Below are 21,530 nucleotides of genomic sequence, written 5' to 3'. Positions count from 1 at the left end.
TCTCTTGCTTGCGGAAAGACCCGACGCCCGGCCTGGCGGCCTTGGCGGCGGACAGGGGCATTCTGACGCAATGCCGGAAACAAAAAAAGCGACCCTAAGGTCGCTTTTTCTGTTGCTTCAAGGTGTTCAGTGGGCCTTGAAGCATAATATGGCGCGGCGGACGGGACTCGAACCCGCGACCCCCGGCGTGACAGGCCGGTATTCTAACCGACTGAACTACCGCCGCGCTATACATCGAGTGGTGGGTGATGACGGGATCGAACCGCCGACCCTCTGCTTGTAAGGCAGATGCTCTCCCGGCTGAGCTAATCACCCTTCGTCTCGGTGTGGCGCGCATTCTACGGAGGAGCCCCCACCCTGGCAAGCACTTTTTTCAAATTATTTTGAATATTTTTCAAAGACCTAGCGCACCCCCGGTTTTCCTCCTTATTAGTACGCTGCTGGCCCTCTGACAGGGTTGGCCTGGAAGCACCGCTCGGAGAATAATGCCCGCCTTATGTATTAAGGAGAGATTCCCCCCCATGTGGTTCAAGAACCTGCTGCCCTACCGCCTGACCCAGGATGTCCCGTTCGAGCCTGAAGCACTGGAAGCCGCCCTGGCCAGCAAGCCGGCCCGCCCCTGCGCCAGCCAGGAACTGACCACCTATGGTTTCGTCGCCCCGTTCGGCAAGGGCGAAGACGCGCCGCTGGTGCACGTCAGTGGCGAGTTCCTGCTGATTGCTGCACGTAAAGAAGAGCGCATCCTGCCCAGCAGCGTGGTCAACGACGCGGTGAAGGAGAAGGTCGAGGAGATCGAGACCGAGCAGATGCGCAAGGTCTATAAAAAGGAGCGCGACCAGATCAAGGACGAGATCATCCAGGCCTTCCTGCCGCGCGCGTTCATCCGCCGCTCGATGATCTTCGCCGCCATCGCCCCGCGCCAGGGCCTGGTGCTGGTCAACTCGGCCAGCGCCAAGCGCGCCGAAGACCTGCTGTCGACCCTGCGTGAAGTGATGGGCTCGCTGCCGGTGCGCCCGGTCAGCGTGAAGATCGCCCCGGTGGCGACCATGACCGACTGGGTCAAGTCGCAAAGCCCGGCGCCGGACTTCTTCGTACTGGACGAGTGCGAGCTGCGTGACACCGCCGAAGACGGCGGCATCGTGCGCTGCAAGCGCCAGGACCTGACCGGCGAAGAGATCCAGTTGCACCTGAGCACCGGCAAGGTGGTCACCCAACTGGCCCTGGCCTGGCAGGACAAGCTGTCGTTCGTGCTGGACGACAAGACCGTGATCAAGCGCCTGAAGTTCGAGGAGCTGCTGCAGGAGCAGGCCGAGCAGGACGCAGGCGATGAAGCCGCGCAGCAGTTCGATGCCAGCTTCCAGCTGATGATGATGACCTTCCGCGAGTTCCTGCCGGCGCTGTTCGAGGCGCTGGGTGGCGAGGAGATCCCGCAGGGGGTCTGAGCCATTTGAAAATGCCGGTGAAGCCACGACACTGATGTGTTGCCTTCACCGGCCTCTTCGCGGGCAAGCCCGCTCCCACAGGATGCTCACATGACCTGTGGGAGCGGGCTTGCCCGCGAAGAGCCCTATGAAAATCTCAAAGCTATAAATAGAAAAGGATCTGCCCCATGCGCGCCCTCGCCGCCCTCAGCCGCTTCGTCGGCAACACCTTCGCCCTCTGGGTGCTGGTGTTCGCTGTCCTGGCCTTCCTCATGCCGCAATGGTTCATCGCGCTCAAGGTGGCCATTGTGCCGCTGCTGGGCCTGGTGATGTTCGGCATGGGCCTGACCCTCAAGCTCGACGACTTCGCCGCCCTGGCCCGCCAGCCGTGGCGGGTGGCGCTGGGGGTGGTGGCGCATTTCGTGATCATGCCGGGCATGGCCTGGCTGCTGTGCCAGCTGTTTCACCTGCCGGCCGAGATCGCCGTGGGGGTGATCCTGGTGGGCTGCTGCCCGAGCGGCACGGCCTCCAACGTGATGGTCTGGCTGTCCCGCGGAGACCTGGCACTGGCCGTGGCCATCGCGGCGGTGACCACCCTGCTGGCGCCCCTGCTGACCCCGGCGCTGATCTGGTTCCTCGCCTCGGCCTGGCTGCCGGTCTCGTTCATGGACATGTTCTGGTCGATCCTGCAGCTGGTGATGCTGCCGATCGTGCTTGGCGTGCTGGCCCAGCGCCTGCTGGGCGCGCGGGTGCAGGCGGCGGTGCAGGTGCTGCCGCTGGTGTCGGTGGTGAGCATCGTGATGATCGTCTGCGCGGTGGTGGCGGCCAGCCAGGCCAAGATCGCCGAGTCCGGCCTGCTGATCATGGCGGTGGTGATGCTGCACAACAGCTTCGGCTACCTGCTGGGGTATCTGACCGGCAAGTTCTGCAAGCTGCCACTGGCCCAGCGCAAGGCGCTGGCACTGGAGGTGGGCATGCAGAACTCCGGGCTTGGGGCGGCGCTGGCGGCGGCGCACTTCTCGCCCTTGGCGGCGGTGCCCAGCGCGCTGTTCAGCGTGTGGCACAACATTTCCGGGGCGCTGCTTTCTACCTGGTTCCGGCGGATGCGCGAGCCTGGGGATGTGGTTGAGGGCGTGGAGCCGGCCAGGCATTGAGGTTTTACCGGCTGGCCCTATCGCCGGCAAGCCGGCTCCTACAGGGTTTGTGGGCGGTGGCTTGCCCGGTAACCGGTAAATCGGCACCATGGCAGCCACGGTGAGGACGGCCTCACGACGCATTGCGTGACATTCAAGGGGACGGCCCCATCCTTTAACACGATGGAGACTCACCATGTCCTGGATCATTTTGTTCTTCGCCGGCCTGTTCGAGGTTGGCTGGGCCGTTGGCCTGAAATACACCGACGGTTTCACCCGCCCGCTGCCCACCGTGCTGACCGTCGCCGCCATGGCCGTGAGCCTGGGCCTGTTGGGCCTGGCCATGAAGGAGCTGCCGCTGGGCACCGCCTATGCCATCTGGACCGGTGTGGGTGCGGTGGGTACGGTGATCGCCGGGATCATTCTGTTCGGCGAGTCCATGGCACTGGTGCGCTTGCTCAGCGTTGCGCTGATCGTCACCGGCCTGATCGGCCTGAAAGTCAGCGCCAGCTGACTCGCCCTGTGTAGGAGCCGGCTTGCCGGCTCCTACACAGGCATCAGCGTAAATCCCCGCGCAACAGGCTGACTTGCTCACGCAGCGCATCGGGCTTGGCCGCCTCGGCCGCAATGGCCGGGCCGGCAACGATGGTCACCCGCGACCACAAACGCCTGAACAAGCCCTTGTTCGGGTCACGGCTGAAGAAGCTGCCCCACAGCCCCTGCAATGCCAACGGAATCACCGGCACCGGGGTTTCTTCGAGGATACGGTTGACCCCGCCCTTGAACACGTCGATTTCACCATCCGCACTCAGCTTGCCCTCGGGGAAGATGCACACCAGCTCGCCCTCGGCCAGGTATTGGGCGATACGGGCGAAGGCACGCTCGTAGGTGGCCTCGTCCTCGCCACGCCCGGCAATGGGGATGGCCCCGGCGGTGCGGAACACGAAGTTGAGCACCGGCAGGTTGTAGATCTTGTAGTACATGACGAAGCGGATCGGCCGGCGGATGGCCCCGCCCAGCAGCAGCGCGTCGACGAACGAAACGTGGTTGCACACCAGCAAGGCGGCGCCTTCGTCCGGGATGCGCTCCAGCTCACGGTGCTGCACCCGGTACATCGAGTGGCTGAGCAGCCAGATGAGAAAGCGCATGGTGAACTCGGGCACGATGCGGAAGATGTATGCGTTGACCGCAATGTTCAGTAGCGACACCACCAGGAACAGCTGCGGGATACTCAGCTTGAACAGGCTCAGCAGCACGATGGTAACGATCGCCGACACCACCATGAACAGCGCGTTGAGGATGTTGTTGGCGGCAATCACCCGGGCCCGCTCGCCCTCGGCCGTGCGCGCCTGGATCAGCGCATACAGCGGCACGATGTAGAAGCCGCCGAACACGCCCAAGCCGACGATCGACAGCATGATCCACCAGGCCTGGTGCATGCCCAGCAGGGCCAGCCAGTCATGGGCCACCTCGGTGGCCGGCACATCACCCGAATGCCACCACCACAGCAGCCCGAACAGGGTCAGGCCGAACGAGCCGAACGGCACCAGGCCGATCTCCACCTTGCGCCCGCTCAGGCGCTCGCATAAAAGCGAACCCACGGCGATGCCCACCGAGAACAAGGTCAGCACCAGGGTGACCACGGTCTCGTCACCGTGCAGCCAGTCCTTGGCGTAGGCCGGGATCTGCGTGAGGTAAATGGCGCCGACGAACCAGAACCACGAGTTGCCGACGATCGAACGCGACACCGCCGGGGTTTGCCCAAGGCCCAGGCGCAGGGTGGCCCAGGACTGCTTGAAGATGTTCCAGTCCAGTTTCATCTGCGGCGCAGCGGCGGCGGCGCGCGGGATCCAGCGGCTGGCCAGGTAGCCGAGCACCGCGGTACCGACCACTCCGCCGGCCACCACCGTGGCGTAGCTGCTGGAGGACATCATCACCCCGGCGCCAATGGTGCCGGCAAGGATCGCCAGGAAGGTGCCCATTTCCACCAGTCCGTTGCCGCCCACCAGCTCTTCTTCACGCAACGCCTGGGGCAGGATCGAGTACTTCACCGGGCCGAACAGCGCCGAGTGGGTGCCCATGGCGAACAGCGCCACCAGCATCAGCACCAGGTGGCCCGTGACGAAACCGGCCGCGCCGATGGCCATGATGCCGATCTCGGCCAGCTTGATGGCGCGGATCAGCCGGTCCTTGGCGAACTTTTCGCCAAACTGCCCGGCCAGCGCCGAGAACAGGAAGAACGGCAGGATGAACAGCAGCGCGCACAGGTTGACCCAGATCGAGCGGTCGCCCTCGAGGCTGAGCTTGTAGAGGATCGCCAGGATCAGCGACTGCTTGAACAGGTTGTCGTTGAAGGCACCCAGCGACTGGGTGATGAAGAACGGCAGGAAGCGCCGCTTGCCGAGCAGGGTGAATTGCGAGGGGTGACTCATCGTCCGTGTACCTGGTTGGGCTTTGTCATTGGAGGCACGCACAGCGCGGGAAGCCACAAATCTGCACGCTTTCGGCCACCGCAGGCAAGCCGCAGGCGCGATCTCGGAACGGTCCGACACTACGCGATATCACAATGACATCACCTTTTCATAATCTTCCGTTCAGATTTGGCGTATCCTGCCGACAATTCATATAGATGACTGTATCTAGCATAAGGAACAGACCTCCGGTCTCCCCAAACGCATAAGAAAAGGAGCTCAGCAGCACATGTTCAGGTGGTTCGGCGATCTGAAGATCGCGCACAAACTCGCCCTTGGCTTCGGCCTGGTCCTCACCCTCACCCTGGCGCAGTCGCTGGTCAGCTGGGAGGGCTTGTCCAGCCTGGTACGGCGCAGCGAGGTGGTCAGCGCGGTATCCGGGCTCAACAATGCCCTGGGTGACTTGCGCGAGGCGCGCCTGCGCCACGCCATGAGCAACGGCGGCGAAGACGAAGGCAAGGCCCTGCAGTCGGCCATGGACGCGTTCAAGGCGCCGCTGGCGAAACTGCGCGCGGTGATCCGCACGCCGTCCAACCAGACGATCCTGGCCAAGGCCGAGCAGCACCTGCAGGCGTATGCCGGCAACCAGGCGCTGAGCCTTGAGGCCTACCAGAAGATGCGCGCTGCACAGAAGGACATGGGCACCCTGGCCACCAGCTCCTTTGCCAGCATCGAGCAGATCCGCAAGCAGGTACGCGCCCTGCCCGACGCCGAACAGCGCTACGTGCGCGGCGAGGCGATCAACCAGGTGCGCGAGAACCTGATCCTGCTGCGCTACCACGTGCGCGGCTACACCGGTAACACCAACGCCGACACCGAAAAACTGATGAACACGCAGATCGCCACCACGGTGAACGACCTGCCGCAGCTGGTGGCGCGCTTCGACGGCAGCTACGCCGAGCAGTTCACCCAGCTGCAAGCCCAGGTTCGCGCCTACGCCGGTGCGGTCGAGGCGTTCCGTGGCGAGGTCAGCAAACTGGTGGGCTACCGCGCCGCCATGGGCACCGAGGTCGAGAGCCTGAATACCCTGATCGGCCAGTTGCTCGACAGCCAGGCGGTGGCCGTGGCCAACGACAGCCACTTCGCCAAGACCCTGCAGATCATCACCACCGCCCTCGCCTTGCTGCTGGGCATCGTCGCCGCAATCCTCATCGCCCGGCAGATCAGCCAGCCGCTGCAGCGCGTGCTGCAGGCCATGGAGCAAGTGGCCGCCGGCAACCTTGGCGAGCAGCCGGCCAGCCAGCGCCGCGACGAGCTGGGGCTGTTGCAGAACAGCCTGCGGGCCATGACCGGCAACCTGCGCCAGTTGATCAGCGGCGTGCGCGATGGCATCAGCCAGATTGCCAGCGCCACCGAAGAGCTGTCGGCGATCACCACCCAGACCAGCGCCGGGGCCAACAACCAAAAGGTCGAGACCGACCAGGTGGCCACTGCCATGCAGGAAATGGCCGCCACCGTGCACGAGGTTGCGCGCAATGCCGGCGAGGCTTCGGTAGCCGCCAGCGCCACCGACCAGGAGGCCCGTGAAGGTGACAGCGTGGTGACCCGCGCCGTGGCGCAGATCGACCGTCTGGCCAGCCAGGTGGACTCGACCAACTCGGCCATGGACGCCCTGCGCAGCGAGAGCCAGCGCATCGGCAAGGTGATGGATGTGATCAAGGCGGTGGCCGAGCAGACCAACCTGCTGGCGCTCAACGCCGCCATCGAGGCGGCCCGTGCCGGTGAGGCCGGGCGTGGTTTTGCCGTGGTCGCTGACGAGGTGCGCGGGCTGGCCCAGCGCACGCAAGCCTCCACCGCAGAAATCGAGTCAGCCATCAGCAGCCTGGAGCAAGGCACCCGTTCGGTCAGCGACCTGATGGAAGAGAGCCAGAGCCTGACCAGCAGCAGCGTGGCGCTGGTGCGTGAAGCGGGCCTGGCGCTGGAAGGCATCACCCGCCGGGTGTCGGCCATCGAGCTGATGAACCAGCAGATTGCCGCCGCCTCCGAGCAGCAGAGCGCGGTGGCCGAGCAGATCAGCCGTAGCGTGGTGACGGTGAGGGATATTTCCGAGCAAACCGCCGAGGCCAGCCAGCAGACCTCGGTGTCCAGCGTCGAGCTGGCACGCTTGGGCGGGCAGTTGCAGGAGATGATCAGCCGCTTCCGCTTCTGATCAGCAGACACCATCGCGGGGCAATCCCGCTCCCACGCGGATCACGTGGGAGCGGAATTGCCCCGCGATGTTTTTGCCTTATTCGAACCCGAACAACTGCCGCGCCGTATCCACCAGCAACGCCTGGCGCAACTCGGCCGAACAGCCAAGCGCCTCGAACTGCTCCACCACCTTGCTGAAGCTCACCGCCGCCTCGTGCTGGGTGTGCGGCCAGTCACTGCCCCACATCAGCCGCTCGGCGCCATAGTGGGCCTCCAGCGCCCCCAGCGCCTGCTGGGCGAAGCGCAGGTTCTCGTCCGGGGTGCCTTCGAGGCGGTAGATACCGGACACCTTCACCCACACCCTCCCCTCCCCGCCCAGGGTCAGCAGCTCGGCAAAGCCCGGCTGGCCCAGGCCGCGGCGGGCGTCCGGGCGGCCGAAGTGGTCGATGACGATATCCAGCCCGTACGGGCGCAACGCCCGCACCAGCGCCGGCAGGTCGGCCACCTGGCGGTGCAGCTCCAGGTGCCAGCCCTGCTCGCCGATACGCTCCAGCAGCGGGCGCCACTCGGCGCCGGCGAGGTCGGGCAGCGCCTGGCCCATCAGGTTCAGGCGCACGCCGCGCACACCCAGGCGGGTCATTTCGATGAGGGTTTCGCGCTCGACGTCCCGGTCGAGCATCACCACGCCACGCAGTTGCTCGGGGGCGGTGCGCAAGGCACTGAGCAGGTAGCGGTTGTCAGTACCCAAAAAGCTGGGCTGAACCAGCACGCCATGGCTGAAGCCATGGCCGTGCAACTGGGCGAGGTAGTCGCCCAGCGGGGCATCGTAGGCCGGTGCATAGCGGCGCTCGGCCGCAAGGCTGAGCCCGCGGCTGAACACGTGGGCGTGGCTGTCGATGGCGGTGAAGGGTGAAACCGGGACGTCAGGCATGGGGCTCTTCGAAAAACTGGGTTCAGGGTAAACACAAGGGGCCGCTGCGCGCCCCATCGCGGCGCAAGGCCGCTCCTACACAGACCGCGCAGGCCTGTAGGAACGGCCTTGTGCCGCGAAGGACCGCAAAGCGGTCCCCACTCAGGCTACTTGGCCACCGCGCCCGCCACTTCCGGCGCTGGCGTGGCTTCAAGGCTGCGGCCACGGGTTTCCGGCAGGCACAGCGCGGCGATCACCGCCACGCCGTAGGCGATGCCGGCATCGATGCCGATGGCCGCACCCAGCGACATGGACTCGCTCATATGGCCCACCAGGAACGGGAACACCGCCGACAGCACGCGGCCGAAGTTGTAGCAGAAGCCCACCCCGGCGCCGCGCACATCGGCCGGGTACAGTTCGTTGAAAAACGCCCCGAGGCTGGCCGGAATACCCGCAGCGAAGAAGCCCAGCGGGAAGCCAAGGAACAGCATCTGGGTGTTGCTCAGCGGGAAGAACACATAAGCCTGCACGGTCAGTACGCAACACAGGGCGAACAGCAGGATGTTCTTGCGCCGGCCGATGCGGTCGATCAGCAGGCCGCTGGCCACGCAGCCGCACCAGAAGGCGAAGATGATCACCGCAAGGTAACCGCCGGAGTTGAGCACCGACAGGTTGCGCTCGGTCTTGAGGAAGGTCGGCAGCCAGGTCATCACTGCGTGGTAACCACCGTGGGCACCCAGGCCCAGCAAGCCACCCAGCAGGGTCACGCGCAGCAGTTCGGGGCGGAAGATGCCGGCCATGGACTTGGCGAAGCTGGTGGGGATGGCCTGTTCTTTTTGCAGGCGCTGGAAGCTGTCCGGCTCCGGCACGTTACGCCGTACCCAGATGATCAGCAGCGATGGCAGCAGGCCGACGAAGAACATCACCCGCCAGGCGAATTCCTGCGGCACCAGCGAGTAGATCAGGGTGAACAGCGCCACCGCCAGGCCCCAGCCCACGGCCCAGGCGCTCTGCACCGTGCCCATCACCTTGCCGCGGTATTTCGGGTTGATGGTCTCGGCCATCAGCACCGCACCGGCCGCCCACTCGCCGCCGATGCCGAAGCCCTGCATGGCCTTGACGAACAGCAGCGGGTAGAAGCCGGTGACGAAGGCCGACAGGAAGGTGAAGGTGGAGAACCACAGGATCATCCACTGCAGGGTGCGCACCCGCCCGTAACGGTCGGACAGGGTGCCGCCGAGCCAGCCGCCGATGGCCGAGGTTACCAGCGTCACGCCGCTGATCAGGCCGGCATCGCCCTTGCTGAGGGAGAAGGCGGCAATCAGCGCCGGGATGGCCAGGCCGAACATCTGCACTTCCAGTGCATCCAGCGACCAGCCGCCGAAACAGGCCCAGAACGTCTTGCGTTCCCGTGAGGTGATTTGGCGATACCAGCTGAACATGGTTGTTATCCTTTTAGTCGTGTTGTGTAGCGGCCGGGCGCGCCGAAGCTCATGGCGCGCGTCGGCCGGGCAGGCAGAACCACGGCGCCGTGCAGGCACGGCGCCGAACATCAAAGGGGTGCAGCGTTTTTTTCAGCGAATGTCGATGCGGTAGCGGAAGTGCTGCGCATGGCCGCGCGAGCGCCGCCATTCCAGCGGCTTGCCGGCGTAGTCACGGGCCAGGCGCTCGATCACCACCACAGGGCTTGCCGGCGGCAGTTGCAACAGGCGCCCGTGCACCTCGTCAACCGCCTCGGCGGTGAGGGTTTCTTCGGCACTGGCCACCACCTGGCCGCACAGTTCTTCGTAGATCGGGTAAAGCAGCGGGCCCTTGCTGTCCAGCGCCACCTCCAGCAGCGGCTGGAAGGTCTGGCGCGGCAGCCAGATGTCTTCGGCCAGCACCGGCTGGGCACCGAGCAGACGCACCCGCACGATGTGGATCACCTCGGCATCCATGGCCAGGCCCAGGGCCTCGGCCACCGCCGACGGCGCCAGTTGCGGCTCGATGGAAAGAATCCGGCTTTCCGGCACCGCACGCTCGCCATTGGCGGCCTCGAAGCGGAAGAAGCGGAACAGCGAAGACTGGAACTGCGGGCGGCGAATGAAGGTGCCGCGCCCCTGCTGACGCTCCAGCACGCCCTCGGCCACCAGCGCGTCGACCGCCTTGCGCACGGTACCTACAGACAGATCGAACTCGGTGGCCAGCGCCGCCTCGGTGGGGATCGCCTCACCCGGGCGCCAGCGGTTGTTGGCGATCTGCTCGACCAGGTGGTCGCGCAGCTGTTGGTAACGGGGCAGGCGCGCATCGGCTGACAGGGCGTTCATGGGCGGCTCTCGTGAGGTGTCATGTAGACATATATATGAATTTTTTTGAGGAGTATTCCCGCTGGCAGAAGCAGTGTCAATCCTCCGTTGATCAGCTGATGTCGGCAGGCAATGCAGGGCGACCCGCATTGACCAACGCTCGTTATCAAATGTTTTTTGACGCCATGGGAGTGACCTCGCTAAGATGCGGGCCACTATTTAGCCATCACCCTCAGCGCAAAATGCAGCATGCCTCCCTTGCACGTCGCGGCGGCATCATCGAAAAAGCGCCAACAAGGAAGTCATCATGCGGGCTGTGTATTTAGCTCTGTGCAGTCTGTTGCTCACCGCGTGTGCAACAAACCCGGCAACGCTGTATGAAGAGCAAGTCAAAAACGGCAAGACGCCGCTTGCGCAGACACCACTCGAGGCCTTGCGCGGTTCAAAGCCCGTTCCAATGCCTGTCGACCCGGGTTGGCGGCCACCCCAATGGGCCATCACAGCCGCCGACCCCCGCCTGCTGATCAACGGCAAACCGTCGAATTATCGGGTATTCAGCACCACCCTGGTCAAAGACAAAGCTTTTCACATCAACGTGAATTCCTGGTGCGTCAACGCGTGCCTGGGGCTCAGCAAATACGTACTTAACCCTTATTTGATCTTGATGGACGACCAGGGCAGCGTCCTGGCTGAAGGCTTTGGCAAGGCCACCGGAACGGTCGGAGTCATCAACCAGGCTTTGACCGGCACGGTAAAAGACACCGGTACCTATTACCTGATCGTCGCAGCGGACAATCGCTCGCCCGGAGAAAACGTGATCATGAGTAGCGTCATGGTGGTAGGCGCCCCTATCGCTCCGATCGTGCCTTTGCGCATCGGCATGAGCAGCTATCCGTTTGGCTCGATAGGCCCGTTTTTGACTACGGACGATTAACGCCACCTCCGCTTGCAGGCTCAACCTCCCAGTACCGCCTCAACGCTGTGCAATACACGGCGACACAAACAACTCCCCACGCCACGCCCCGCGCAGGGTACGGCTGGCCACCACCACCCAGAGCATGGCCAACGCCACCACCAGCACCTGGCCGAACACGGTGAAAAAGCCCAGGCCCAGCCAGGCAGCCAACTTCAGGGTAGCCAGGCAGTACACCCCGAGCGGGAAGGTAAAGCCCCACCAGCCGAGGTTGAACGGCATGCCCTGGCGCATGTAGCGCAGGGTGATCAGCACGGCAGTGAGCAACCACCAAAGCCCGGCACCCCACAGCACGATACCGGCCACCAGGCCCAGGCCGCGGGCCACCTCGCCGAGGCCGCCCAGGCCATTGGCGGCGAACACCGCCGGCGCATCGGCGCCGAGTACCAGCATGCCCAGCGCGCCAGTGCCGATCGGCCCCAGGGCCAGCCAGCTGGAGGCGGCCATGTTGGCCGGCGGCAGTTTGTGCAGGGCCATGCGCAGCATGAGGATGGTCAGGATGCTGAACGCCACCGGCAGCGAGACGGCCCACATCACGTAGCTGGTGATGACCACCTGAAACTGCTGGTGCGCATCGGCAAGGTGCGGCGCCAGCAGGCCGCCGCTGGCGGCAGCCACTTCCGCCGCCACCACCGGCAGCAGCCATACGGCGGTCATCTGGTCGATGCTGTGCTCCTGGCGGGTGAACATCAGGTACGGGATGGCCACGCCGCACAGCAGCGCCAGGCCCACGTCCAGCCACCACAGGGCGTGCACCCAGGGCACCACGGCCTCGCCCCAGCGCCCCAGGCCGAACACCAGCGCGCCGTTGAGAATGGTGGCCAGGCCCATGGGGATGGTGCCGAAGAACATCGACACGGTGGAGTGGGCGAAAATGCGCCGCGCCTCGTCGAAAAACAGCACCCAGCGCGCGCCGTACAGCACGCAGAACAGGCTGAACAGGCCGATGGTCAGCCACCACAGGCCTTCGGCCAGGCTGTCCAGCAGCGGGATGTTCAATTGGTGGAAGGCCAGCGCCAGTACGCCGGTGCCCATGGTCGCGGCGAACCAGTTGGGGGTGAACTGGCGAATCACTTCGCGGGGGTGGGCCAGTTGGCTGAACGGGCGCCAGGTGGCGGCGTTGGGCTGGGTGCAGGGCATGCTGTGTCTCCGGGCCTTGTGTAAGGTGGATTCATCTTATGCCTGGAAAGAATATCCATATAACGGGTATTTTCTCTAACTGTTATCGGTTTTACATATATAGCGCGACACATAAGCGCTGGCATATGCTTGAGCCGGCTTTCTGCACACAAGGACGCGCAATGCTTGCCGCACTCAAGGGCTACCCCAACCCGGTACGCCTGCTGTTGCTCACCACCTTCACCCTGACCATGGCCCGGGCGATCACCCTGCCCTACCTGGTGGTCTACCTGTCGGCGCACATGGGCCTGGCAATCGCCGAGGTCGGCCTGCTGGTGGGTGGCGCCATGTTTCTGGCCTCGGCGTTGTCGCTGTACGGCGGGCACCTGGTCGACACCCTGCGCAACCACACCCTGATCGTCAGCTGCACGCTGCTGTTCGCCCTGGCGTTCGTCGGCATTCTGGCCAGCCCCTCGGCGCTGCCGTTCTTTGCCTGCCTGGTGCTGGCCTACCTTGCGCAAACGGTGGTGGACATCGCCGCCAAGGCCGGCTTCTGCGCCCTGCTGCCAGAGGCGCAGCGCGGCGAGGTGTTCGCCATCAAGTACACCTTCAACAACATTGCCTGGGCCACCGGGCCGATGCTCGGGGTGCTGCTGATCGAACTGAACGACCACCTGCCTTTCATAGTGTCGGCGCTGATCGGCCTGGCCCTGGGCCTGGCCTACCAGCGGCTTGGCCAGCGCGGCCTGTCGGCCCCTGCCGCCGACGAGCCGGCGGCGGGCTTCGCCCAGGTGGCCGTTGGCCTGCTGCGTGACCGGCGGCTGGTGTGCTTCACCTTGGGCGGGGTGCTCAGCGCGGTGGTGTTCGGCCAGTTCACTGCCTACCTGTCGCAGTACCTGGTGGTGACCACCCAGGACCCGGTGCAGGTGGCGCGCCTGGCCGGCTACCTGGTGACCACCAACGCAGTCACGGTAATTGCCCTGCAGTACGTGATCGGCCGGCGCATTGCCCGCCAGCACCTGATGCCCTGGCTGATGGCCGGGATGGCGCTGTTCATCGCGGGGCTGCTGGGGTTTTCCGTGGCCGATACGGTGCCGGCCTGGTGCCTGGCCATGCTGGTGTTCACCTTGGGCGAGATCATCGTCATCCCGGCGGAGTTCATGTTCATCGACCTGATCGCGCCGGAGCCGCTGCGCGGCGTTTACTATGGCGCGCAGAACCTCTCCAACCTGGGTGCGGGGCTGGGGCCGATGCTGATGGGCGCAGCATTGGGGTGGATGGTGCCGCAGGGGGTGTTCTACCTGTTGATCGGGTCGGTGGTGATGGCGGCGGTGTTCTATTGGCTGGGGACGCGAAGGGGCCAGTAGGCGATTGGCCTGCCTTTGCTTGTACCGCCTGTACCGGCCTCATCACCGGCAAGCCGGCTCGCATAGAACAAACTACAACTCATCGATTTAACACGGACTCTGTGGGAAGCGGCCTTGCCGGGGCGCCGTCCGGTCGCGATGGGGTGCGCAGCAGCCCCGACAACTTTGCATGAAGCCGAGATCTTGGGGCCGCTTCGCAGCCCATCGCGACACAAGGCCGCTTCCCACAGAGGCCGTGACGCATCTGCGAAACCAGTTCCCTGCGCGACAGCGCAGGGCCGAAGCTGATGCGATCCCTGCGACGTCCTGCCACTGCGACCAACGTCGGCGCTGACGAACCTTGCGGGGCGTGCCAGACTGATTGATCGGGACCGCGTTCCATTCATTGCTGCGGAGTTTGCATGTCGTTGTCCAGCGGGCTGATCGCCGTGGTCGCCCTGGCCTATATGGCCATCATGTTCGCCATCGCCTTCTACGGCGACCGCCGTAGCACGCCGCTGCCTCCGCGCCTGCGTGCCTGGGTGTACAGCCTGTCGCTGGCGGTGTACTGCACCAGCTGGACCTTCTTCGGCGCGGTCGGCCAGGCCGCCGAGCAACTGTGGGCGTTTTTACCGATTTACCTGGGGCCGATCCTGCTGCTGATCTTCGCGCCCTGGGTGCTGCAAAAGATGGTGCTGATCAGCAAGCAGCAGAACATCACCTCCATCGCCGACTTCATCGCCGCCCGCTACGGCAAGTCGCAAACCCTCGCCGTGGTGGTGGCGCTGATCTGCCTGGTGGGCGTGCTGCCGTACATCGCCCTGCAACTCAAGGGCATCGTGCTGGGGGTGAACCTGCTGATCGGCGCCAACGCCGATGCCACCGGCACCCGGGTGCAGGACACCGCACTGGTGGTATCGCTGGTGCTGGCGCTGTTCGCCATCGTGTTCGGCACCCGCAGCCTGGACGTCACCGAGCACCACCGCGGCATGGTGCTGGCGATCGCCTTCGAATCGCTGGTCAAGCTGCTGGCGTTTCTGGCGGTGGGCGCCTTCGTGGTGTTCAACCTGTATGACGGCTTCGACGACCTGTTCACCCAGGCGCGCCAGTCGGTGCACCTGGACAGCTACTGGCAGGAGACCATCAACTGGCCGTCGATGGTGGTGCAGACCGCCGTGGCGATGATGGCGATCATCTGCCTGCCGCGCCAGTTCCACGTCACCGTGGTGGAGAACATCGAGCCCCAGGACATGCGCCTGGCACGCTGGGTGTTCCCGATGTACCTGGCGCTGGCTGCATTGTTTGTGGTGCCGATTGCCTTGGCCGGGCAGATGCTGCTGCCGGGCACGGTGATTTCCGACTCGTTCGTGATCAGCTTGCCGCTGGCCGAGGCGCACCCGAGCCTGGCGTTGCTGGCGTTCATCGGCGGCGCCTCGGCGGCCACCGGCATGGTCATTGTCGAGGCCGTGGCGCTGTCGACCATGGTTTCCAACGACATGCTGCTGCCCTGGCTGCTGCGGCGCAACAACGCCGAGCGGCCGTTCGAGGCGTTCCGCCACTGGATGCTGTCGGTGCGCCGGGTGACCATCGTGGTCATCCTGCTGCTGGCGTATGTGAGCTACCGCCTGCTGGGCTCTACCGCAAGCCTCGCCACCATCGGCCAGATCGCCTTTGCCGCGGTGACCCAACTGACCCCGGCCATGCTCGGCGCGCTGTACTGGAAGCAGGCCAACCGCCGCGGCGTGTTCGCGGGCCTGGCAGCGGGCATCTTCCTGTGGTTCTACACCCTGGTGCTGCCGATCGCCGCCCACAGTGTCGGCTGGCCGCTGGAGCTGTTCCCGGGCCTGGCCTGGCTGCACGGCAACCCGCTGGGGCTGCCGATCACCCCGCTGACCCAAGGCGTGGTGCTGTCGCTGGCGGGCAACTTCACGCTGTTCGCCTGGGTGTCGATTTTGTCGCGCACGCGGGTGTCGGAGCACTGGCAGGCCGGCGCCTTCATCGGCCAGCAAACCAGCGCCCGGCCCAGCAGCAAGCCGCTGCTGGCGGTGCAGATCGACGACCTGCTCAACCTGGCGGCGCGTTTCGTCGGTGAGGAGCGCGCGCGGCAGAGCTTCATTCGCTTTGCCTACCGCCAGGGCAAGGGCTTCAACCCCAACCAGAACGCCGACGGCGACTGGATCGAACACACCGAACGGCTGCTGGCCGGCGTGCTCGGCACCTCCTCCACCCGCGCGGTGGTCAAGGCGGCCATCGAGGGCCGCGAGATGCAGCTCGAAGACGTGGTGCGCATCGCCGACGAAGCCAGCGAGGTGCTGCAGTTCAACCGTGCGCTGCTGCAGGGCGCCATCGAGAACATCAACCAGGGCATCAGCGTGGTCGACCAGAACCTGCACCTGGTGGCCTGGAACCGCCGCTACCTGGAGCTGTTCAACTACCCCGAAGGGTTGATCAGCGTCGGCCGGCCGATTGCCGACATCATCCGCTACAACGCCGAACGCGGCCTGTGCGGCCCGGGCGAGGCCCAGGTGCACGTGGCCCGGCGCCTGCACTGGATGCGCCAGGGCCGTGCACACTCCTCCGAGCGCTTGTTCCCCAACGGCCGGGTGATCGAGCTGATCGGCAACCCCATGCCCGGCGGCGGCTTCGTCATGAGCTTCACCGACATCACCCCGTTCCGCGAGGCCGAACAGGCCCTGCGCGATGCCAACGAGGGGCTGGAGCAACGGGTGGCCGAGCGTACCCACGAGCTGTCGCAGCTCAACCAGGCACTCAGCGAGGCGAAGAGCCGCGCCGAGGCGGTGAGCCAGTCCAAGACCCGCTTCCTGGCCGCCGTCAGCCACGACCTGATGCAGCCGCTGAATGCCGCGCGGCTGTTCTCTGCCGCGCTGTCGCAGCAGGCCGAGGGCATGAACGACGAGGCCCAGCAGCTGGTGCAGCACATGGACAGCTCGCTGCGCTCGGCTGAAGAGCTGATCAGCGACCTCTTGGATATCTCGCGCCTGGAAAACGGCAAGATCACCCCGGACGTGAAGGCCTTCGCCCTGAACGACCTGTTCGACACCCTGGGCGCCGAGTTCAAGGTGCTGGCCGCCGAGAAGGGCCTGGCCTTCCGCCTGCGCGGCAGCCGCCTGCGGGTAGACAGCGACATGAAGCTGCTGCGCCGGGTGCTGCAGAACTTCCTCACCAATGCCCTGCGCTACGGCAAGGGCCCGATCTTGCTGGGCGCACGGCGCCAGGGCGGGCAGCTGTGGCTGGAGGTGTGGGACCGTGGCCCGGGCATCGCCGACGACAAGCTGCAGGTGATCTTCCAGGAGTTCAAGCGCCTGGACAGCCACCAGACCCGGGCCGAAAAAGGCCTGGGCCTGGGTTTGGCGATCGCCGATGGCCTGTGCCGGGTGCTCGGTCACCCGCTCGAGGTACGCTCGTGGCCGGGCAAGGGCAGCGTGTTCCGCGTAGGCGTGCCGATCGCCCGCAGCTCCGCCCCGGTGGCGCCTGCGCCGGTGGAACAGGCCGGGCATCCTCTGGCCGGCTTGCAGGTGCTGTGCGTGGACAACGAAGACAGCATCCTGATCGGTATGAACAGCCTGCTCAGCCGCTGGGGCTGCCAGGTGTCCACCGCGCGCAACCAGGCCGAGTGCGAGGTGCTGCTGGCCAAGGGCCTGCGCCCGCACCTGGCGCTGGTGGACTACCACCTGGACGACGGCGAGACCGGCACCGGGCTGATGGGGTGGCTACGGGCGCGCCTGGGCGAGCCGGTACCGGGGGTGGTGATCAGTGCCGACGGGCGCAACGAGACCATCGCCATGGTGCACGCCGCAGGCCTGGACTACCTGGCCAAGCCGGTCAAGCCGGCGGCCCTGCGCGCCCTGCTCAATCGGCATTTGAGCCTGGTTCAGTAAGCACTTCGTCGCTGAGTGCACGCTCGATCAGCTCGGCCGGCAGGCTCTTGCTGGCCCGGGCGCCGAGCAATTTCAGCTGCTCGCTGCGGCTGACCAGGTTGCCGCGCCCTTCGCAGAGCTTGTTGCGCGCTGCGGCGTAGGCTTTGTCCACCTGTTGCAGGCGGCTGCCCAGCTCGTCCAGGTCCTGGATGAACAGCACGAACTTGTCGTACAGCCAGCCGGCACGCTCGGCGATTTCGCGGGCGTTCTGGCTTTGCCGCTCCTGTTTCCACAGGCTGTCGATCACCCGCAGGGTGGCCAGCAAGGTGGTGGGGCTGACAATCACGATCTGCCGGTCGAAGGCTTCCTGGAACAGGTTCGGCTCGGCCTGCAGCGCCGCCGAGAAGGCCGCCTCGATGGGCACGAACAACAGCACGAAATCCAGGCTGTGCAGGCCGTCGAGGCGGTTGTAGTCCTTGCTCGACAGGCCCTTCACATGGTTGCGCAACGACTGCACGTGCTGCTTCAGGGCGTTTTCGTCATTGCCGGCGACAAACTGCTGGTAGGCGGTAAGGCTGACCTTGGCGTCCACCACCACCTGCTTGTCGCCGGGCAGCATGATCAGCACGTCGGGCTGGAAGCGCTCGCCGTCGGCGCTTTTCAGGCTCACCTGGGTCTGGTATTCGCGGCCCTTCTCAAGGCCTGCGTGCTCCAGCACCCGCTCCAGGATCAGCTCGCCCCAGTTGCCTTGGGTTTTCTGGCCCTTGAGCGCCTGGGTGAGGTTGGTGGCTTCGTCGGACAGACGCAGGTTGAGCTGCTGCAGGCGCTCGAGCTCCTTGCTCAGCGAGAAGCGCTCGCGGGCTTCTTGCTGGTAGCTTTCCTCGACACGCTTTTCGAAGGCCTGGATGCGCTCCTTGAGCGGGTCGAGCAACTGGCCCAGGTGCTGCTGGCTGGTCTGGGCGAAGCGCTGTTCGCGTTCGTCGAAGATCTTGCCGGCCAGCTCGGCGAACTGCGCGCGCAGGGTGTCGCGGGCTTCTTGCAGGTCTTCCAGGCGCTGCTGGTGGCTGTCCTGCTGCTCGCGCAGTTCGGCTTCCAGGCGCGCCGCCTGGGCCTCGAGGCGGCGCAGCTCGGCTTCGCGGTTGGCGCGCTCCAGGTGCCAGGCGTGGGCGGCGTCGCGGGCGTTGTCACGGTCGATCTGCAACAGCTCCAGCTCGCGGCCCTGGGCGGCCAGCTGGGTCTGCTTGAGGGTGTTGGCTTCGCTGAGGTCGCTGATCTCGTCGCGGGTGGCGTCCAGTTGCGCCTGCAGGCCCTCCTGGGCCAGCTGGGCGCTGGTCAGGCGCTCTTCGAGCAGGGTCTGCTCGGCATTGCGCGCTCCCTGGCGGCGCTGAACCTGCATGACCCAGCCAAGGCAGGGCAAAGCCCCTGCCACCAAGCCCAGCAGGATGCTGGTCAGATCCACAACCATGGTTACCCCGAACGCGTCTTGACGGATGTTGCGCAGCTTATCAGGCGCGCGGGTGGGTTGCCTGTTCGGGCCCTATCGCCGGCAAGCCGGCTACAGGGGTCGCGTCAGCCCGGCCTACTCCTCTTGGGCCTGGCACAGGCGGGCGTACTCCTGCTGCGCACTCAGGTCGCCGGCACGGGCGGCCTGGCGCAGCAGGTCGTGGCCGATGCGCCGGTCTCGGGCGTTGCCGCAATCGCGGCAGAGCATCTGCCCCAGGCGGCTTTGCGCAACCACCACACCCTGGCGCGCCGGCTGCTTGAGCATGCGCCCGGCCAGGTGCTTGACGCTGGGCTTGTCGCCCAGGCGCGGGCTGTCGAGCAGCCACAAGGCCACTTTCAGCGAAAAGCGTTTGTTGGGGGGCAACGGCGAAGAGGATGCACAACTGGCGAGGGGTTTACCGCGAAGCTTCATGACCGACAGCGTTGGTGACTCGAGAGGCGCGCCACTCTACTCCTTTTTTGCCGCAATGGCCCGGGCACTGCACTCTGATGAACATTTTTTTATGATGTTTTTTTCTTGACGTTAAGCGGACAAAAATGCGCGCTGCGCTCACTACCCCCGATTGTCGGACACTTCATCAAACAGCTGGCACGCCCGTGCTAGAGCAAGCGCTCGGGACAATCCACAGAAGCTGTGGATAACTCGGTGGACAACCCCCTCACCAAGCCCTCAAACCCTTGTGAAATGGGGCCTACAGTCAAACTGACGATTTTTTCACCAGTCAAAATTAGTGTTTTTTTTCATTGACTTAACCCAACAGTCAAGGCATTGGCGAAGCATCCACAGGCTGTTGCCAAACGGTTACAAGTGTTGAAGCAAGTGTGTACAAGTGCACCGGCACGCGGCATGTCCCTGCACGAAAACGGCACATTCGCACCCCTGGCCGGGCATTTCCCCCTCTTCCCAGCCCCCGGCTAAATCGGCATAATGGCCGGCTCGCCGCAACACAAGTAAAAAAACCTCAAAACCCTTGCCAACCCCTTTTTCTTGCTGTAGGGTTGCGCCCCGTTAGTACCCAGCTGAAAGTCAATTCCGGCCACCAAGTCCTCAGCAGCCTCGCTGCCCCTCCGGACCGGCCCGCTCGATGATTCCCTCCGCATATCCCTGCCCGAGCACGAATCACGTCACTGATTGATCAGGATCTTCCCCGGCGCCTCGAACCCTGGCCCCGGTGTGCTGCCTGCCTTCTGTCGTACCTACCAGTCAGCCCAAGCGCCCACCTTATTTGCGCCCCTCTGGCTGCCCTGTTCCAGTCAGGTTCTGCGTCTCCTTAATAAAGACGTCACTGGAACGTTTCTATTGTGCACGGATCGAAACCCGTGTCTTACGCAGGAACATCCAAAAACATGAGCAAACAACAACAGATCCAAGCCGCCTTCGGCACCCTTTCCCAGGCCTTCGCACCACTCAAGTGCCTGATCGTCGCCCCACGCAAGGGCAGCTTCAGTTTCACCCTGGTGGACGAGCATGGCGTCGCCTGCCATACCGAGCGTCTCTACCCGGAGCAATACAACCGGGCTGAACCGCTGCAGGCAGTGATCGAGCGCACTCGCCAGTCATTGGTTGCATGAATGAATGGCGGCAGATTCACACCATGAATGCATGCCCCACCCGGCTGCCTGATGGTTCTTGGCTTAATCGCCAGCGGGCATATGCCCCGTACCATCAGGCTGCAATCGATTTAAAAACAGCCCTTTACATCACGCTTATCACACTACACTTCAACTCGAGCGGCCCTGACCGCTTCCGGCGGGCCTGACCACTCACCAGCTGCCAAGCTCCAGCGCCCGTCGGCCCTTTCCATATGAGGGCATCATGGGCATTGCTGCGAACGAGTTGAGCCAATACGTGATACGGCCGACGCTGATCTACCTGAACCGCCACTGCGAAAGCGCCGAAGCATTGTTACTGGGCGTTGCCGCCAGCCAGTCAGCCCTGGGCTCCGCCCTGCACGACCGGCGTGGCCACGGCCTGTACCGCATCACCGGGCAACGCCACCGCGTGCTGTGGGACCACTACCTTGCCCGCGACCCTGAACTTGCCAGCCTGGTCCGCGGCCTGGCCAGCCAGCACGCCTTCTTGGGCGGCCCGCACCTGGAACTTACCGTCAACCTGCGCTACGCCACGGCCATCGCCTGGATGCTGATCGAGGAACAGGCCACGCCACTGCCTGCGGCCGACGACCTGCTGGGCCTTGCGCGTATCTGGCGCCAGACCTTCCACCCGCAAGGCCGCCTGCGCGACTTCACCCAGGCCTGGCAACACTGCATCGAACCTGCTCACGTTCAGGCCTGCTGAGAAGCACTCACATTTAGAACCGGAAAAAAGGGAATTTTGGTCGGATTGTCCTACAAAACCGC

General features: G+C 64.9%; 15 protein-coding genes, 2 tRNA genes and 2 pseudogenes. 10 read left to right on the top strand and 9 right to left on the bottom strand.

The window, feature by feature from the left end:
- Positions 1–149: 149 nt before the first annotated feature.
- Both KSS93_RS09945 and KSS93_RS09940 read right to left on the bottom strand, forming a co-directional pair.
- Positions 150–226: transfer RNA gene (locus tag KSS93_RS09945), tRNA-Asp, on the bottom strand.
- A gap of 13 nt (positions 227–239) precedes the next feature.
- Positions 240–315, bottom strand: a tRNA-Val gene (locus tag KSS93_RS09940).
- A 206-nt stretch (positions 316–521) separates the two neighbouring features.
- Between KSS93_RS09940 and rdgC the strand changes: the two genes are divergently transcribed.
- From rdgC to sugE, 3 genes are all read left to right on the top strand, one after another.
- Positions 522–1,442, top strand: coding sequence for a recombination-associated protein RdgC (gene rdgC / locus KSS93_RS09935; protein ID WP_217842236.1), 921 nt, complete (start codon positions 522–524; stop codon positions 1,440–1,442).
- Positions 1,443–1,609: 167 nt separating this feature from the next.
- Positions 1,610–2,575: a bile acid:sodium symporter family protein gene (locus KSS93_RS09930; protein WP_217888128.1), complete on the top strand. Its 966-nt coding sequence runs from the start codon at positions 1,610–1,612 to the stop codon at positions 2,573–2,575.
- Between the two features lie 175 nt (positions 2,576–2,750).
- Positions 2,751–3,068: a quaternary ammonium compound efflux SMR transporter SugE gene (sugE, locus tag KSS93_RS09925; protein ID WP_217842233.1), complete on the top strand. Its 318-nt coding sequence runs from the start codon at positions 2,751–2,753 to the stop codon at positions 3,066–3,068.
- A gap of 43 nt (positions 3,069–3,111) precedes the next feature.
- On the opposite strand, the gene KSS93_RS09920 is transcribed toward sugE, so the two are convergent.
- Entirely contained in the window at positions 3,112–4,986 is a 1,875-nt protein-coding gene (locus tag KSS93_RS09920) for an MFS transporter (RefSeq protein ID WP_217888127.1), read from the bottom strand.
- A gap of 268 nt (positions 4,987–5,254) precedes the next feature.
- Between KSS93_RS09920 and KSS93_RS26900 the strand changes: the two are divergent.
- A pseudogene (locus tag KSS93_RS26900) lies at positions 5,255–6,319 on the top strand (methyl-accepting chemotaxis protein); the annotation flags it as partial.
- Positions 6,311–7,174, top strand: coding sequence for a methyl-accepting chemotaxis protein (locus tag KSS93_RS26895; protein ID WP_437180002.1), 864 nt, complete (start codon positions 6,311–6,313; stop codon positions 7,172–7,174). The pseudogene KSS93_RS26900 and the gene KSS93_RS26895, both read left to right, overlap by 9 nt.
- Before the next feature lie 78 nt (positions 7,175–7,252).
- Here KSS93_RS26895 and KSS93_RS09910 read toward each other — a convergent pair whose 3' ends face one another.
- The 3 genes from KSS93_RS09910 to KSS93_RS09900 all read right to left on the bottom strand — a co-directional run bounded on the left by KSS93_RS09910 (position 7,253) and on the right by KSS93_RS09900 (position 10,371).
- Complete coding sequence (locus KSS93_RS09910) at positions 7,253–8,086, bottom strand: amidohydrolase family protein (protein ID WP_217842230.1); 834 nt, start codon at positions 8,084–8,086, stop codon at positions 7,253–7,255.
- 146 nt (positions 8,087–8,232) lie between these two features.
- A complete protein-coding gene (locus KSS93_RS09905) occupies positions 8,233–9,507 on the bottom strand; it encodes an MFS transporter (protein WP_217888125.1) in 1,275 nt (424 codons plus the stop codon).
- Positions 9,508–9,639: 132 nt separating this feature from the next.
- Complete coding sequence (locus KSS93_RS09900; protein ID WP_217888124.1) at positions 9,640–10,371, bottom strand: GntR family transcriptional regulator; 732 nt, start codon at positions 10,369–10,371, stop codon at positions 9,640–9,642.
- A 286-nt stretch (positions 10,372–10,657) separates the two neighbouring features.
- Here KSS93_RS09900 and KSS93_RS09895 point away from each other — a divergent pair, with 286 nt between their 5' ends.
- Positions 10,658–11,284 carry a hypothetical protein gene (locus KSS93_RS09895; protein WP_217888123.1) on the top strand — a complete coding sequence of 209 codons (627 nt, stop codon included), beginning with the start codon at positions 10,658–10,660 and terminating at the stop codon, positions 11,282–11,284.
- A 39-nt stretch (positions 11,285–11,323) separates the two neighbouring features.
- Here KSS93_RS09895 and KSS93_RS09890 read toward each other — a convergent pair whose 3' ends face one another.
- A complete protein-coding gene (locus tag KSS93_RS09890; protein ID WP_217888122.1) occupies positions 11,324–12,463 on the bottom strand; it encodes a TDT family transporter in 1,140 nt (379 codons plus the stop codon).
- A gap of 161 nt (positions 12,464–12,624) precedes the next feature.
- Between KSS93_RS09890 and KSS93_RS09885 the strand changes: the two genes are divergently transcribed.
- Together KSS93_RS09885 and KSS93_RS09880 are read left to right on the top strand one after the other, a co-directional pair.
- Positions 12,625–13,809: an MFS transporter gene (locus KSS93_RS09885; protein ID WP_217888121.1), complete on the top strand. Its 1,185-nt coding sequence runs from the start codon at positions 12,625–12,627 to the stop codon at positions 13,807–13,809.
- A 401-nt stretch (positions 13,810–14,210) separates the two neighbouring features.
- Positions 14,211–17,687 carry a hybrid sensor histidine kinase/response regulator gene (locus KSS93_RS09880; protein WP_217888120.1) on the top strand — a complete coding sequence of 1,159 codons (3,477 nt, stop codon included), beginning with the start codon at positions 14,211–14,213 and terminating at the stop codon, positions 17,685–17,687.
- On the opposite strand, the gene KSS93_RS09875 is transcribed toward KSS93_RS09880, so the two are convergent.
- Both KSS93_RS09875 and KSS93_RS09870 read right to left on the bottom strand, forming a co-directional pair.
- Positions 17,659–19,017: a DNA recombination protein RmuC gene (locus KSS93_RS09875; protein WP_217888706.1), complete on the bottom strand. Its 1,359-nt coding sequence runs from the start codon at positions 19,015–19,017 to the stop codon at positions 17,659–17,661. The two genes, KSS93_RS09880 and KSS93_RS09875, sit on opposite strands and share 29 nt — an antisense overlap.
- Before the next feature lie 234 nt (positions 19,018–19,251).
- Positions 19,252–19,581, bottom strand: a pseudogene (locus tag KSS93_RS09870) (sel1 repeat family protein); the annotation flags it as partial.
- 935 nt (positions 19,582–20,516) lie between these two features.
- Here KSS93_RS09870 and KSS93_RS09865 point away from each other — a divergent pair.
- Complete coding sequence (locus tag KSS93_RS09865; RefSeq protein WP_217888119.1) at positions 20,517–20,741, top strand: hypothetical protein; 225 nt, start codon at positions 20,517–20,519, stop codon at positions 20,739–20,741.
- Between the two features lie 244 nt (positions 20,742–20,985).
- On the top strand, positions 20,986–21,468 hold the full coding sequence (locus KSS93_RS09860) for a hypothetical protein (RefSeq protein ID WP_217888118.1): 483 nt from the start codon (positions 20,986–20,988) through the stop codon (positions 21,466–21,468).
- Positions 21,469–21,530: the final 62 nt, after the last annotated feature.

Origin of the sequence: Pseudomonas xanthosomatis, assembly GCF_019139835.1 — a bacterium.
GTDB classification, from domain to species: Bacteria; Pseudomonadota; Gammaproteobacteria; order Pseudomonadales; family Pseudomonadaceae; genus Aquipseudomonas; species Aquipseudomonas fakonensis.
The sequence above is the reverse complement of the archived record's forward strand: the minus strand, read 5'-3'. Positions and strand labels throughout refer to the sequence as shown.